Source organism: Mycobacterium sp. RTGN6 (assembly GCF_033804605.1).
In the GTDB taxonomy this organism is placed as follows: domain Bacteria; phylum Actinomycetota; class Actinomycetes; order Mycobacteriales; family Mycobacteriaceae; genus Mycobacterium.
In genome coordinates, this window is sequence record NZ_JAPZKZ010000007.1 from 226,492 (window position 1) to 240,322 (window position 13,831).

The window sequence follows — 13,831 nt, forward strand, 5'->3', positions numbered from 1 at the left end:
CTTCGCTCACAGTAGCGGGGATGGCGGCAGCGCTTGCAGGATTGAGTCCTCCCACCCGTCTCGCAAGGCAGGCGCGACGCTCATCCACGTCACGATCTCGGCGGGCGGACTGTCCTTCCACGACGGGTAGTGATTCTCGAAGCAGTCCCAGTCGCCCTCGAGGGCCCAGTAGTGGATGACCTCGTTGAAGCGGAACGTCGTGATGAACGAACCGAGCCACCGCTTGCCGGTGCGCTCCGACCACGGCACGTACAGCCGCTCGAGTTCCCGGATGTAGTCGTCCTGACGGCCCGGCTTGGTCTGCATCACCTCTTGGATCACCAGCCCCGCCTTGAAGCCGGACTCGGTGAGTTGGGCGAGCGTCTTGTTGCTCGCCCCGGCGTACATGATGCGGCCCTCGCCCGAGCCGCCGGTGTCGGACATGTACGACGCCCACGCCGACGCCGGCGCACGGTGGCTGCCGCCCGGCGCCTGGGCCTTGCCGATGCGGGCGTAGTCGGAGAAGCCGTCGAGCTCCCAGATGATCGTGACCTGCGGCCAGTGCCCGTTGTAGGACGTGGACTCCCACAGCGCGAACAGCCGCGCGCCGAGCTCCTCCATCATCGGGTGGTAGACCTCGCCGAATTCCTTCAGGAACCGGTCGCTACCTCCCGACCCGAGCGAAATGGTCTCGTGCAGGTAGAGCAGGGTGTGGCCGTGGTATTTCTTCATGCTCATGACGGTTGACCATGCGCGACACTCGTCGCGCGCACGTCGCACGTGGTTGACACTGGCACGTACGGAGCGTGACACTTATGGCGTGTTTTGTAAAGGTGCGCCACAATGCTAATCGGAGCTGAGCAGATGACCTTGACGCCGTTGGCCAACGGCTTCTGCTTCGGCGAGGGTCCCCGATGGTTCGAGGGCCTGTTGTGGTTCTCCGACATGCTCGGCGAGGCGGTGCACACCGTCACGCTGACCGGCGCCACCACCACGCTCTCCCTGCCGGGGCATGCTCCGTCCGGGCTCGGCTTCCGGCCCGACGGCGCGCTGCTGATCGCGTCGACCGAGCGACGTGAGGTGCTGCGCTACGACGGCGAAACGGTCACCACCATCGCCGAACTGGGACCGATGGTGCCCGCCAATCTCGGCGACATGGTGATCGACGAGCTCGGGCGGGCCTACGTGGGTTCGCAAGCCCGCGAGGGCGGGGTCATCGTGCGCATCGACCCCGACGACACCGCGACCGTCGTCGCCGACGCCCTTGACTTCCCCAACGGCATGGTCGTCACCCCGGACCAGAGCACCCTCATCGTCGCCGAGTCCACCGGACGCCGACTGAGCGCGTTCACCATCGCCGCCGACGGCGGATTGACCGATCGGCGGGTCTTCGCCGACGGGCTCGACGGACCACCGGACGGCATCGCGATCGACGCCGAGGGCGGTGTGTGGACGTCGATGGTGCTGGCCAATCAGTTCGAACGCATCGTCGAGGGTGGCGAGGTGACGGATCGCATCGCCGTCGGTGACCGGATGGCGATCGCCTGCGCGCTCGGCGGCCCCGAGGGCAAGACGCTCTTCCTGCTCACGAGCGCCGACGCCTACCCCGAGCGGATGGTCGGCACCAAGTCGTCGCGCGTCGACGCGGTGACCGTCGACGTGGCCGCACCCGGGGTGTGGTGAGGTGTCCGACTCGTACTACGAACTCATCGACACCGACGGCGAGCATGGTGAGAAGTTCGTCGCCAGCGATCTCGTGCGCAGCACGTGGACGGCGGCCATTCAACACGGTGCGCCGCCTTCGGCGCTGCTGGTGCGGGCGCTGGAGCGGTGCGAGCACCGTGAGGACACTCGGCTGAGCCGCGTACTCATCGACCTGCTCGGACCAGTGCCCGCCGAGGGCGACCTGTGGGTGCGATCGAAGGTCGAACGTCCCGGCAAGAGAATCGAATTGGTCTCCGCCGAACTCCTCGCCCAAGGCCCCGACGGAACGCCGCGACCGGTGGCCCGGGCCAGCGGATGGCGCTTGCAGACGTTGGACACCAGCGCACTCGTACACGCCGGCGCGACGCCGTTGCGTCCGCTGTCGGAGGCCGTCAACCGTAATCTGGCGAAGGACTGGGACCGCAACTACGTGCACAGCGTCGACTGGCGGTGGCTGACCGAGCCGTTCAGTCCCGGCCCTGGCGAGTCGTGGATCAAGCCGCTCGTCGACCTCGTCAAGGGCGAGTCGATGACGCCGTTGGAACGCCTGTTCTCGGTGGCCGACGACGCCAACGGCATCGGCACGAAGATCGACATCCGAAAGTGGACGTTCATGAACACCGACCTCGTCGTGCACGTGCACCGCCTTCCTCAGGGCGAATGGATCGGCATCCGCGCCGAGACGCACTACGGGCCTGATGGCGTCGGCACCACGATCGGGACGTTGTTCGACGAAGTCGACGCCGTCGGCAGCATTCAGGAGTCAGTGCTGCTCCGGCCGCGCTAGCGACGGGCGTCCAACTCCGCGAGCACCTCGTCGGTGTGCTCGCCAAGCGACGGCGCCCCGGCGCGCGGCACCCACGGGGTGCCGAGGAAGTCGGCTGGCGTGGCGACCATCGGTGTGGACGAATCGCCGTCCGGCACGTAGACGATGCCACCGGACTCGTGAAACTGGGCGTCGGCCAACACGTCGTCCATCGAGTTGATGGGCGACCAGAAGAAATCCGGTTCTGCGGCAAAGACTTCCGCCCACTCCTCGAGCGTCTTGGACGCGAAGATGGCATCAAGCTCGCCGATCAGTTCGGAAGCGTTGGTGGCCCTGGCGCGGGCAGTGTCGAACCTGGGGTCGGTCAGCCACTGGAGCCTGCCCACCGCCCGGCACAGCGGCGGCCAGTGCCGGTCGCCCTGTAGGCCGACGATCCAGAACGCCCGCCCGTCGGCGGCGGTGTAGTTGTTCATGCACGGGTTGCCCATGTGCTCGCGTTGGCCGATGGCCACCGAATGTCCGGTCTGCAGCAGCGTGTTCAGGTCGAAGCTGGTGGTGTAGGCGCCCTGCCGGTACAGCGACGTCGTCACCAACTGACCGACGCCGGTGCCGGCGCGCGACACCAATGCCGCACACACCGCCGCCACCAACGTCATGGCCGCCGAGTGATCGCCCATGCCGCCGCGCTGGAACGGCGGGGTGTCACCGGGACGCGTCAACAGACTCGCGATGCCGCCACGCGCCCAGAAGGCCGCCACGTCGTAGGCGGGTCGATCGGCGTCCGGGCCGTCGAGGCCGTAGCCGGTGATCAACCCGTAGACCAGCGCAGGGTTGAGCGCCGAAACGGAGTCGAAGTCCAGCCCGAGCCGCTTGAGTGCGCCTGGGCGCAGGTTCGTTACGAAGACGTCCGCGTCACCGAGCAATTCGGTTGCGGCGGAGCGGCCTTCGTCAGTCGCGAGGTCGAGCACTACGCTTCGCTTGCCCCGGTTGTCCATGTCGAACGGTGGGTTCGCCTCCGGACCGAGGCCGAGCATCCGGCCGAACGTGCGGGCCGGATCCCCCGCAGGAGGTTCGATCTTGACGACGTCGGCGCCCCAGTCGGCGAGTATCCCGCCCGCCGCAGGCGCAGCCACCCACACCCCGAGTTCGACGACCTTGATTCCTTCGACGGGTCCGGGCACGTCGGCCACCTTCCGATTTATGCGTTTGCTTTACAATATTCGATATTTTTGTAAAGCTATGGCGTTCGCGGTCAACGAAGTCAAGCCTAGGGAGGCAGCACGTGGCCATGCGGGTGCCCCCGGCGATCGGATTGACCGCACACCTCTTGCAAGGGGTGCAACGCGTCGCGACCGACGCCGTCGCGGGCTCCGCTAGGGCGATGCCACGCTCCGTCGCAGACCTCGATGCCGACTACCTCTCGCGACTGCTGGGCCGCACCGTCACCTCGGTATTGGTGATCGGCGGCGATGCCGGGACGTCGTCGCGCACCCGACTGGCGCTGACCGGTCGAGACGTACCCGACTCGGTCTTCGTCAAGATGCCCGCCCGAACCGCGGCCACCCGGTTGATGGGCGAACTCGGCAGGCTCGGCGAGACGGAAGTGCGCTTCTACGCGGCACTCTCCGCAGAACTGAGCGGCGTCCCGAGGTCTTACGGGTCGGCATTCGACGGACTGACGGGCCGCTACGTGCTGGTGCTGGAGGACCTGCCCGCCGATGAGTGCGAGTTCCTCGACACGCTGCACCCGATCGGCCCCGACAAGGCCAGTCTGCTCGTCGAACTGCTGGCCCGCCTGCACGCGAGGTTCTGGAATCGCGTGCCCGGCTGGGTCTACTCCGCTTCAGGGGACGACACGACGCTGCTCGTCGGGTCGCTGCTCAAAACCTCGTCCCGCAAGCTCGCCGAGCGCACGTCCATCCCCGCCGACGACAGCCGCTTCCTCGCCGAGAACTACCGCGCCGTCGCGGCGTTGACCGACGCAGCACCCCACACCGTCATGCACGGCGACGCCCACCCCGGCAACGTCTACTTCCGCAACGGCGAGGCGGGTCTACTGGACTGGCAGGCCGTGCGGCGCGGGCACCCCGGCCGCGAACTGTCCTACAGCCTGATCACCGGGATGGCCACCGAGGACCGCCAAACCCATCAGCGTGCGTTGCTCGACGTGTACCGAGGCGCGCTTGCCGCGGCGGGCGGCCCCGAGCTCGACCGCGAGGACCTCTGGCGCCGGTACCGCCAAGCCGCGCAGTACGCGTACACGGCGGCCGTGATCACCGCCGGGATGGGCGGCATGCAGGACGAGGGCATCGCGCTGGAGGGTGTGCGACGGGGCGTCGCGGCCCTCGAAGACCTGGACACGGTGTCCGTGCTGCGGAGCTACCTGTGACGGATTTGGGCCGCGCCGATACCTTCATCGCAGGTTGCGCGGCCTACGATAATTCGAAGGACAACACCCGTCGTCATTTCGTGAGGCACTGGACGTGAACGAACCGCTACCCGCCAGCCGGGTCACCGCCGACGCCGGCGAGGACTCGTCGACGCGAAATCGGATTCTCGCCGCCACCACGGAGGTGCTGGCGCGCAGCGGTCAGACCAAGCTGAGCCTGTCCGAGGTGGCCTTGCAGGCCGGGGTGTCGAGGCCGACGCTGTACCGCTGGTTCTCCTCGAAGCAGGAACTGCTCGACGGGTTCGGCCGCTACGAACGCGACATGTTCGACACGGGCGTCAGCGAGGCGACGGCCGGACTGCGTGGTACCGAAAAGCTGGACGCCGCACTTCAATTCATCGTCGCGTACCAGCAGTCATACTCGGGCGTGCGGTTGATCGACATCGAGCCGGAGGTGGTCATCGCACAGCTGGAGCGGGTGATTCCCGTGATGCGCGCGCGGCTGCTGCGGCTCATGTCCGGCCCCAACGCCGCCGTCAAGGCCGCGACCGCGATCCGAGTGGCCATCGCGCACTACATCGTGCGCAGCGACGACGGCGACCAGTTCCTTGCGCAGCTGCGTCACGCCGTCGGCATCAAGTAGTTAGTTCATCTCAATTTGGCCCAAGGGGCTGACACTGGCGCGCCAATTTGTAAAGCTGAGCACATGACTAGCGTGCAGGACGAAACGGGTGTGTTGGCCGGCGACGAGCGGATGCTGATCGACGGTGAATTGCAACATACTTCCAGTGGTGCCACCTTCGACGTCATCCATCCGGCCAGCGAACAGGTGGCGGGTCAGGCGACCGACGGCACCGTCGCCGACATCGAGCGTGCGGTCGGGGCGGCGCGGCGCGCGTTCGACGAGACCGACTGGTCACGCGATCTGGACTTCCGCTACCACTGCCTGATCCAGTTGCACGAAGCGTTGGAGCGCAACAAGGAGCGGCTGCGACGCGTGCTGATCACCGAGGTCGGGTGTCCGGTCACGGTGTCGGGCTCCCAGATCGAAAGCCCGATCGAGGAAGTCAAGCATTGGGCCGACCATGGTAAGGCGTTCGAATACCTCGTCGACACCGGCGTACACCCGACGCAGATGGGTCCGGCGCGGCGCAAGATCCACTACGAGCCCGTTGGCGTGGTCGGCGCGATCACCCCGTGGAACGTGCCGTTCTACCTCAACGTCGCCGAGACGGTGCCCGCGCTGATGGCGGGCAACACCGTCGTCCTGAAGCCGGCCCAGCTGACGCCGTGGTCCGGCAGTGAATACGGACGCATCGTGGCCGAGGAGACCGACATCCCGGCAGGCGTATTCAACGTCGTGGTGTCCAATGCCAATGAGGTCGGAGCGGCGTTGTCGGCCGATCCGCGCGTCGACATGATCACCTTCACCGGGTCGACGGCAACGGGACGCGCAATCCTGGCCGCAGGCGCGCCGACGGTCAAGAAGACGCTGCTCGAACTCGGTGGCAAGTCGGCCCACATCGTGCTCGACGACGCGGACTTCAACTCGGCGCTGCCGATGGCCGCGATGATGGCGTGCGTGATGTCGGGCCAGTCCTGCATCCTGCCCTCCCGAATCCTGTTGCCGCGCAGTCGCTATGAGGAGGGCCTGGAGATCCTCAAGGGCATGATGGAGGGCTTCCCCGTCGGCGACCCGTGGACCCCGGGCAACATGCAGGGCCCACAGATCAGCGAGCCCCAGCGTCAGAAGGTGCTCGGCCTGATCCGTTCCGGCATCGACTCCGGCGCGCGACTGGTCACCGGCGGCGGCATCCCCGAGGGACTGCCCGTCGGCTACTACGTGCAGCCGACGCTGCTCGCCGACGTCGACCCGGATTCCCAAGTGGCCCAGGAGGAAATCTTTGGGCCGGTGCTGGCGGTCACGCCGTACGACACCGACGACGAGGCCGTCGCGATCGCCAACAACTCCATCTACGGACTCTCGGGCGAGGTGTCCGGCGGTGACGTCGACCGCGCGTTCGCGGTGGCCACCCGCATGCGCACTGGCAACGTCACGATCAACGGCAAGAGCCACTTCGGCATCACCAGCCCATTCGGCGGCACCAAGCAAAGCGGCCTGGGTTACCGCAACGGCGAAGAGGGCTACAAGGAGTACCTCGAGGCCAAGACCATCGGCATGCCCGAATGAGCGACGAATCGGACATCACCGCGCTGCTGTACCGCTACGCCCGGGCCGTCGACACCAAGGACTGGGAGCTCTACCGATCGGTGTTCACCGACAACGCCGTCATCGACTACTCGTCCAATGGCATTCCGGCGGGGTCGCGGGACGACATCGCGGACTTCCTGAGCCAGGCGTTCACGGCCATTCCAATGTCGATGCACTACATCACCAACGTCGAGGTGGATGTGGACGGCGACACGGCAACGGTGCGGGCGATGTTCTACAACCCGACGCAGCTGCCCGGGTTCTCGGAGTTGAGCTCCTTCGGCGGCTACTACTTCCACGACCTGGTGCGCACCGCCGACGGATGGCGCAGCCGCAACTTGCGCGAGGAAGCGGTGTGGTCGGTCAACGGTCCCGGCGGCTAGTCCGCATCCGCCGAGACTGCAGAGAGATCGCGTTTGTTCGCAAAATCGTGATCTCACCGCAGTTTCGACGACGGAGTTGGAGCCCGGGCCGGGCGGCTGACGCCTACTTCTTCCGGTGACTGCCCCGGCGTGCGCGCCAGTCCGGGTCGGGTCCGGAGGTGGCGATGACAATCTCACCGTCGTGTTCGAGCAGTTCGGCACCCGGCGAGACCTCGGCAATGAGGCGTGCGAATTCCGCGCGGAACACTTCGGCGGCCTCGGTGCCCGCGGAAAGAAGCTCGGCATCGTAGAACCACAACGTGCCCGAGGCGGGGTCCCGCGACGTGAAATCTATGCGGGCGGAGAAGATTCCCGGGGTGTCCGTGTTGCCGAAGCTGAGAATGACCTGTTGCTCGTGAATCACGCTCGCCACGTAGAACCCGGGCTCGCCGTCGGGCACGGCCCGCTCCCAGCGTCGTTCAATCGCGTCGATCACCCGTTGCGCGGACGTCGATGTGGTGAACGCGTACACCTTCGCAAAGACGTCCCGGTCATGGAGCACTTGACGCGTTTTCCTGAGCACCGCCGAGAGGTGCGGTCGCAGCAGCAGGATGCGGACGACGAATGCGATCGCCAGCACGCTCGCAACGACGATGCCGAGACCGATGAGGATGGTCACGGCGTCCACGAGTCGCTCCCCTCGATCAGCCCTCGGCGGCGAGTTGCCCGCAGGCCGCGGCGATTTCCCGGCCTCGCGTGTCGCGGACGGTACATGACACACCCCGCTCGCGGACCCGCTTGACGAACTCCCGCTCCACCGGCTTGGGGCTCGCGTCCCACTCGCTGCCGGGAGTCGGGTTGAGCGGAATCAGGTTGACGTGCACCAGCGGCCCCAGCGCCCCGTGCAAGCGCTTGCCGAGCAGGTCGGCCCGCCAGGGTTGATCGTTGACGTCGCGGATCAACGCGTACTCGATGGACACCCGTCGTCCCGTGACGTCGGCGTAATACCTTGCGGCATCGAGGGCTTCGGCCACGTTCCACCGGTTGTTGACCGGCACCAGCGTGTCGCGGAGCTCATCGTCGGGAGCGTGCAGGGACAGCGCGAGCGTGACGCCGAGGTGCTCGTCGGCGAGCTTGCGGATCGCGGGGGCCAGCCCGACGGTCGATACCGTCACCGACCGCGCGGAGATGCCGAAGCCGTGCGGCGGCGCGGCGGTGATGCGGCGCACGGCGGCGAGCACGCGGTTGTAGTTGGCCAGCGGTTCGCCCATGCCCATGAATACGACGTTGGACAACCGGCCGTGATCGCGGTCTCGCAACTCCATCGCTGCGGCACGCACCTGCTCGAGGATCTCGGCCGTCGACAGGTTGCGGGTCAGCCCACCCTGCCCCGTCGCACAGAATGGGCACGCCATGCCACACCCCGCCTGCGACGAGATGCACACCGTGTTGCGCTGCGGGTAGCGCATCAGCACTGACTCGAGCGTCGTGCCGTCGATCGCTCGCCACAGCATCTTTCGCGTCTCACCGGCGTCGCATTCGATCTCGCGCACCGCGTCGAGCAGCCGCGGGAACAACGCGTCGGCGACCTGTTCGCGTAGCGCGGCGGGCAGATCGGTCATCTGCTGCGGATCGGCGATCAGCCGGCCGTAGTACTGGTTGGCCAGTTGCTTGCCCCGAAACGCGGGCAGCCCCAGGTCCGCGACGGCGGCCGCGCCGCCCTCGTCGTCGAGGTCGGCGAAGTGCCGCGGCGGCATACCCCGGCGCGGCGCCTCGAAAACCAGAGGTAGAGAGGTTGCCATGATTCTGCGTCAGTATCTCACCCGTGCATGGCGGAAATTGAATGGCGACGACGGGCGTTGGTCGCAACGATGGGAACCATGGCCCTGCCCCCGATGCCCCTGCGGACAGCGTCGAATCTGACGTTCTTCTATGCGCTTGGGTATCCCATTGGCGCACTTGCTGTTTCAGCGATGTCGCCAATGGCAGTGCTGGTATTCCGGTTCGGGTTGGCTGGCATGATCCTGGCCGGCTGGGCACTCATCTCCCGTGTGACGTGGCCCACTGGACGCACCTTGGCTCACGTACTGGTCGCCGGTCTGCTCACCAATGCGCTGCAGTTCATCTGCCTGTATCTGGCACTGCTGCATGGGGCGCCCGCGGTGCTGGGCGCGGTGATCATTTCGATGAATCCCGTGGTGACCGCCGTGCTGGCGACGGTGTTCCTCGGCGAGGGCATGACTTGGACCCGTGTCGGCGCGCTGATCCTCGGCGTCCTGGCCGTGCTGGCCGCCTGCGCGGGACGGCTGATGACCATCGGTGGAGTCGACACCGTCGTGCTCCTGCTGCTCGTCGCACTTCTCGCCATCGCCGCCGGTGGTGTTTACCAGCAGAAGTTCTGCTCCGGCGTGGACTTCCGGGCGACCGCGGCGCTGCAAAACGGAGTGGCCCTGCTACCCGTCGCGGTGCTGGCCACTGTCATGCCGTTCACGGTGGCCGATCCGTGGAAGGCGGCAGGCGCCGTCGCGGCCGTCGTCCTGCTCAACGCCACCCTGTGCATGACGCTTTACGTCCGCGCGATCAACAACTTCGGCGCCGCCGCCGTCGCGATGCTGTTCGCCGTCATCCCCGCGGTAGCGGGCGTCTTGTCGTGGCTGATGTTGGGTCAGCGGCCGGATGTCGGGATCGCGGTCGGCCTAGTGGTGGGCGCGGCGGCGTGCTGGCTGAACGCGCGGTCACGCCGGCCGGCTCCCCTGCAAGCCGTTACGCCAGCAGCGTGAGCACGATCCAGGTCGCAACGGCCGACGGCAGCACCGAGTCGAGGCGGTCCATCAGGCCACCGTGGCCCGGTAGCAGCGTCCCCATGTCCTTGATGCCCAGGTCGCGCTTGACCTGAGACTCGATGAGATCGCCGAGGGTTCCGGTGATCACCAGCATGAGGCCGAGCGGCACACCCACCCACGCCGGCTTGTCCAGCAGGAAGGTCACGGCCAGCACCGCGGCAGCGGTGCCACAGATCAGCGACCCCGCGAAGCCCTCCCACGACTTCTTGGGGCTGATCGCGGGCACCATCGGATGCTTGCCGAACAGCACGCCCGCCGTGTAGCCGCCGATGTCGGAGAACACGACGCCGACCATCAGGCACAGCACCCGCGCACCACCGTCGTCGGGATAGACCAGCAGCGTGCCGAACGCGCCGAACAGCGGGATCCAGGCGGCCAGGAAGACCGTCGCGGAGATGTCGCGCAGATAGTTGACCGGCGCGTCCTTCAGACCACCCGACAGCAGCCGCCAGATCATGCACACGACGACGGTGCCGCCGAAACTGCCCAGTGCCCCGGCCACGCCGAGCGGCCACGTCAGCCAGACCATGGCCTGGCCGCCGATCAGCAGCGGAATCACCGGTATCGCATAGCCCGCCGTGCGCAGTCGCCGGACCACCTCGTGGGTGGCCAGCGCCATCGCCGCGGCAACGACGCCGATCCACACGTACGGGACGAAGATCAGGATGGCGATCACGCCGAAGCCCAGCACCGCGCCAACGGCGATGGCCGCGGGCAGGTCGCGCCCGGCCCGGGACGCCTTCTTCTGCGGCTCGGCGGTGTCGCCAGCGCCGTCGGCGGGTGCGGTGTCGGGGTCTGCCACTGTGCTCGTTTCTGAAGGTCTGGTCTCCGGCGACCTAGACCTCCAGCAGCTCGCCTTCTTTGTTCTTGACGAGATCGTCGATCTGCGTGGTGTACGTCTGAGTCGCCTTGTCGAGTTCCTTCTCGGCCCGGCCAACCTCGTCCTCGCCCGCCTCGCCGTCCTTCTTGATGCGAGCCAGCTCTTCCATGGCCTTGCGCCGGACGTTGCGCACCGTCACCTTGGCATCCTCGCCCTTGGACTTCGCCTGCTTGACCAGATCGCGGCGCCGCTCCTCGGTCAGCTGGGGAATCGAGATACGGATGACGTTGCCGTCATTGCTCGGGTTGACGCCGAGGTCGGAGTTGCGGATGGCCTCCTCGATGCTGCGCAACTGGCTTGCCTCATAAGGCTTGATGACGACGAGCCGGGCCTCGGGCACGTTGATGCTGGAGAGTTGAGTGATCGGCGTCGGCGAGCCGTAGTAGTCGACCCTGACCCGATTGAACATGCCGGGGTTGGCGCGACCAGTCCGGATGGACGCGAGGTCGTCGCGCGCGACGCCCACCGCCTTCTCCATCTTCTCCTCGGCATCGAAGAGGGTTTCGTCGATCACGGTCGTTTCTCCCGTCGCTGTCGCTCGCCCGGCCACCAACCGTCAATCGGTGGTGACAAGTGTTCCGATCTTCTCACCTGCGACCGCACGCGCGATGTTTCCATCGGTGAGCAGGTTGAACACCAGAATCGGCATGTTGTTGTCCATGCAGAGGCTGAAGGCGGTGGCGTCGGCAACCTGAAGTCCGCGGTCGATGACCTCACGGTGTGTGATCGCGGTCAGCAGTTCGGCGTCCGGGTTCGTGCGTGGGTCGGCGGTGTACACGCCGTCGACCGCCTTGGCCATCAGCACCACCTCGGCGCCGATCTCCAGGGCGCGCTGCGCGGCCGTGGTGTCGGTGGAGAAGTACGGCAAGCCCATGCCCGCACCGAAGATCACGACGCGACCCTTTTCGAGGTGCCTGCGTGCGCGCAGCGGGATGTACGGCTCCGCGACCTGTCCCATCGTGATGGCGGTCTGCACTCGGGTGTCGATGCCTTCCTTCTGCAGAAAGTCCTGCAGCGCAAGGCTGTTCATCACGGTGCCGAGCATGCCCATGTAGTCCGAGCGGGTGCGTTCCATGCCGCGCTGCTGCAGTTGCGCACCTCGGAAGAAGTTGCCTCCGCCGATGACGACGGCCACCTGGGCACCGCTGCGGACCACTTCGGCGATCTGGCGGGCGACCAGCGCCACGACGTCGGGGTCCAGGCCCACCTGACCACCGCCGAACATCTCGCCGCCCAGTTTGAGCACCACGCGGGAGTACATCGGTCGGATCGGGGTGCTCTGGCTGGCTCCGCCTTCGTCAGGCACCGCCATCGTGGCTCCCTTCGGGTCCTCGCACGAGACTGCCATCCATTACTTGGCGAGGATGGCAACCCCAATCCTGCCAAACTGCGAGAACGCGGTGACGGACGGGTAGCTACGCGTGGAGATCGACCCTGTTCAGGTCGCGCGAAGGACGTCAGCCCAGGTGCGCCGAGAGCAGCCAGGCGGGGATGGACATGCGGCCGTTGCCTTCGTCCACGATGGCCTGCCCGGCGAAGTCCTCGAACCCGGCGATGGCCCCGACGGCCACGTTGGCGTGAATGCGGGCGGGCCGGACGTCGTCGATGACCCAGTACTTGCCCACCACGTCACGCAGTTCCTGCTCGGTGACCGGGTTCGCGGGGCCACCCGGCATGGAGTTCCGATCGAAGACCAGGACGAAGTACGACGCGCCCGGCGCGGCGGCCCGAACGATCGACTGCTGGTAGCCCTCGCGCAGCTCGACCGGCATGGAGTGGAACAGCGTCGAATCCACGATGGTGCCGAAGCGGTCGTCGTATCCGGTGAATGCGCTGATGTCGGCCACGTCGAAGCTGGCGTTGGTCAGGCCGCGCTTGGCGGCCTCTGCACGCGCGAGCTCGATGGCGGTGGGCGACTGGTCGAGGCCCACGGTGGTGAAGCCTTGCTCGGCGAGCGCGAGTGCAGTCGCAGCCTCACCGCAGCCGGCGTCGAGCACGTCGCCGTGGAACTTGCCCGCCGCGATCAAGGCGGCGATCTCGGGCTGCGGCTCACCGATGCTCCACGGCGGTCGGGCTCCGGGGCCCGACGGCAGCTCCGGAGCCTCACCGCGGTAGGCGGCGTCGAACATCACGTTCATCTCTTCGGTGGGGTTCGTCATGCCTCCTGTTTATCAATTTGGTTGATATGTGTCAAGATACTTGACATGGACGAAGGCGTAGACGAGCCGTTGGGCTACCTGCTGCACAGGGTGGCGACGTCCCTGCGCGCAGAAGTCACCACGATGGCGCTCGATCCTGCGGGCCTGTCGTTCCCGCAATACATCTGCATGCGGATCCTGTCGAGAACGCCCGGCCAGTCCAACGCCGACCTGGCGCGCGACGTGATGGTGTCACCGCAGGCGATGAACATGGTGGTCCGCGGGCTGCAAGACCGTGGCCTAGTGACGCGGCCCGAAACCGTCGCGTCCGGGCGTTCGCGACCGGCGGAGCTGAGCCGCGATGGTCACGCACTCCTGGAACGCATCGACGTCGGCGTCCGCGAAGCCGAACGCCGCGTGCTCGACCCACTGACGCCGTCGCAACGCGCCGAGTTCAAGAAGCTGCTGGCGGCGCTGGGCTGACCGTCACGCCGTGCGCACCGGCGGCGGGCTCCACCGACCGTCGAGCACCTCGGGCCTTGGCGCCGCCTCGTAACC

At 67.0% G+C, this 13,831-nt stretch carries 16 protein-coding genes; 8 read left to right on the plus strand and 8 right to left on the minus strand.

The features are described from left to right. Nucleotides 1–6 precede the first annotated feature (6 nt). Entirely contained in the window at nt 7–711 is a 705-nt protein-coding gene (locus tag SLQ33_RS18915; RefSeq protein ID WP_319455556.1) for an NIPSNAP family protein, read from the minus strand. A 132-nt stretch (nt 712–843) separates the two neighbouring features. Between SLQ33_RS18915 and SLQ33_RS18920 the strand changes: the two genes are divergently transcribed. Further along, nucleotides 844–1,662, plus strand: coding sequence for an SMP-30/gluconolactonase/LRE family protein (locus SLQ33_RS18920; RefSeq protein WP_319455557.1), 819 nt, complete (start codon nt 844–846; stop codon nt 1,660–1,662). A 1-nt stretch (nt 1,663) separates the two neighbouring features. Next, the gene (locus SLQ33_RS18925; RefSeq protein WP_319455396.1) at nt 1,664–2,470 is read left to right on the plus strand and encodes a thioesterase family protein; all 807 of its coding nucleotides are present in this window, start codon (nt 1,664–1,666) and stop codon (nt 2,468–2,470) included. On the opposite strand, the gene SLQ33_RS18930 is transcribed toward SLQ33_RS18925, so the two are convergent. Further along, nucleotides 2,467–3,630 (minus strand): CoA transferase, encoded by a 1,164-nt coding sequence (locus SLQ33_RS18930; protein ID WP_319455397.1) that lies wholly within the window; start codon nt 3,628–3,630, stop codon nt 2,467–2,469. The two genes, SLQ33_RS18925 and SLQ33_RS18930, sit on opposite strands and share 4 nt — an antisense overlap. A 107-nt stretch (nt 3,631–3,737) precedes the next feature. On the opposite strand from SLQ33_RS18930, the gene SLQ33_RS18935 reads away from it, so the two are divergent. From SLQ33_RS18935 to SLQ33_RS18950, 4 genes are all read left to right on the plus strand, one after another. Then, nucleotides 3,738–4,838, plus strand: coding sequence for a phosphotransferase family protein (locus SLQ33_RS18935; RefSeq protein WP_319455558.1), 1,101 nt, complete (start codon nt 3,738–3,740; stop codon nt 4,836–4,838). A 94-nt stretch (nt 4,839–4,932) separates the two neighbouring features. Beyond that, the gene (locus SLQ33_RS18940) at nt 4,933–5,481 is read left to right on the plus strand and encodes a TetR/AcrR family transcriptional regulator (protein WP_319455398.1); all 549 of its coding nucleotides are present in this window, start codon (nt 4,933–4,935) and stop codon (nt 5,479–5,481) included. A gap of 63 nt (nt 5,482–5,544) precedes the next feature. Continuing rightward, the gene (locus tag SLQ33_RS18945; protein ID WP_319455399.1) at nt 5,545–7,029 is read left to right on the plus strand and encodes an aldehyde dehydrogenase family protein; all 1,485 of its coding nucleotides are present in this window, start codon (nt 5,545–5,547) and stop codon (nt 7,027–7,029) included. After that, complete coding sequence (locus tag SLQ33_RS18950; protein WP_319455400.1) at nt 7,026–7,433, plus strand: nuclear transport factor 2 family protein; 408 nt, start codon at nt 7,026–7,028, stop codon at nt 7,431–7,433. The genes SLQ33_RS18945 and SLQ33_RS18950 overlap by 4 nt, the downstream gene beginning before the upstream one ends. A gap of 103 nt (nt 7,434–7,536) precedes the next feature. On the opposite strand, the gene SLQ33_RS18955 is transcribed toward SLQ33_RS18950, so the two are convergent. Then, nucleotides 7,537–8,100 carry a hypothetical protein gene (locus tag SLQ33_RS18955; protein WP_319455401.1) on the minus strand — a complete coding sequence of 188 codons (564 nt, stop codon included), beginning with the start codon at nt 8,098–8,100 and terminating at the stop codon, nt 7,537–7,539. A gap of 16 nt (nt 8,101–8,116) precedes the next feature. Further along, a complete protein-coding gene (gene rlmN, locus SLQ33_RS18960) occupies nt 8,117–9,214 on the minus strand; it encodes a 23S rRNA (adenine(2503)-C(2))-methyltransferase RlmN (protein WP_319455402.1) in 1,098 nt (365 codons plus the stop codon). Nucleotides 9,215–9,283: 69 nt separating this feature from the next. On the opposite strand from rlmN, the gene SLQ33_RS18965 reads away from it, so the two are divergent. Further along, nucleotides 9,284–10,192 (plus strand): DMT family transporter, encoded by a 909-nt coding sequence (locus tag SLQ33_RS18965; RefSeq protein ID WP_413467660.1) that lies wholly within the window; start codon nt 9,284–9,286, stop codon nt 10,190–10,192. Here the strand turns inward: SLQ33_RS18965 and SLQ33_RS18970 are convergent. The 4 genes from SLQ33_RS18970 to SLQ33_RS18985 form a co-directional block, all read right to left on the minus strand. Beyond that, nucleotides 10,176–11,057 (minus strand): phosphatidate cytidylyltransferase, encoded by an 882-nt coding sequence (locus tag SLQ33_RS18970; RefSeq protein WP_319455404.1) that lies wholly within the window; start codon nt 11,055–11,057, stop codon nt 10,176–10,178. The two genes, SLQ33_RS18965 and SLQ33_RS18970, sit on opposite strands and share 17 nt — an antisense overlap. A gap of 34 nt (nt 11,058–11,091) precedes the next feature. Further along, nucleotides 11,092–11,649: a ribosome recycling factor gene (gene frr / locus SLQ33_RS18975; RefSeq protein WP_319455405.1), complete on the minus strand. Its 558-nt coding sequence runs from the start codon at nt 11,647–11,649 to the stop codon at nt 11,092–11,094. 42 nt (nt 11,650–11,691) lie between these two features. Next, nucleotides 11,692–12,447 carry a UMP kinase gene (gene pyrH, locus SLQ33_RS18980; RefSeq protein WP_319455406.1) on the minus strand — a complete coding sequence of 252 codons (756 nt, stop codon included), beginning with the start codon at nt 12,445–12,447 and terminating at the stop codon, nt 11,692–11,694. A 145-nt stretch (nt 12,448–12,592) separates the two neighbouring features. After that, a complete protein-coding gene (locus SLQ33_RS18985; protein WP_319455407.1) occupies nt 12,593–13,294 on the minus strand; it encodes a class I SAM-dependent methyltransferase in 702 nt (233 codons plus the stop codon). Nucleotides 13,295–13,339: 45 nt separating this feature from the next. On the opposite strand from SLQ33_RS18985, the gene SLQ33_RS18990 reads away from it, so the two are divergent. Continuing rightward, complete coding sequence (locus tag SLQ33_RS18990; RefSeq protein ID WP_319455408.1) at nt 13,340–13,756, plus strand: MarR family winged helix-turn-helix transcriptional regulator; 417 nt, start codon at nt 13,340–13,342, stop codon at nt 13,754–13,756. Nucleotides 13,757–13,831: the final 75 nt, after the last annotated feature.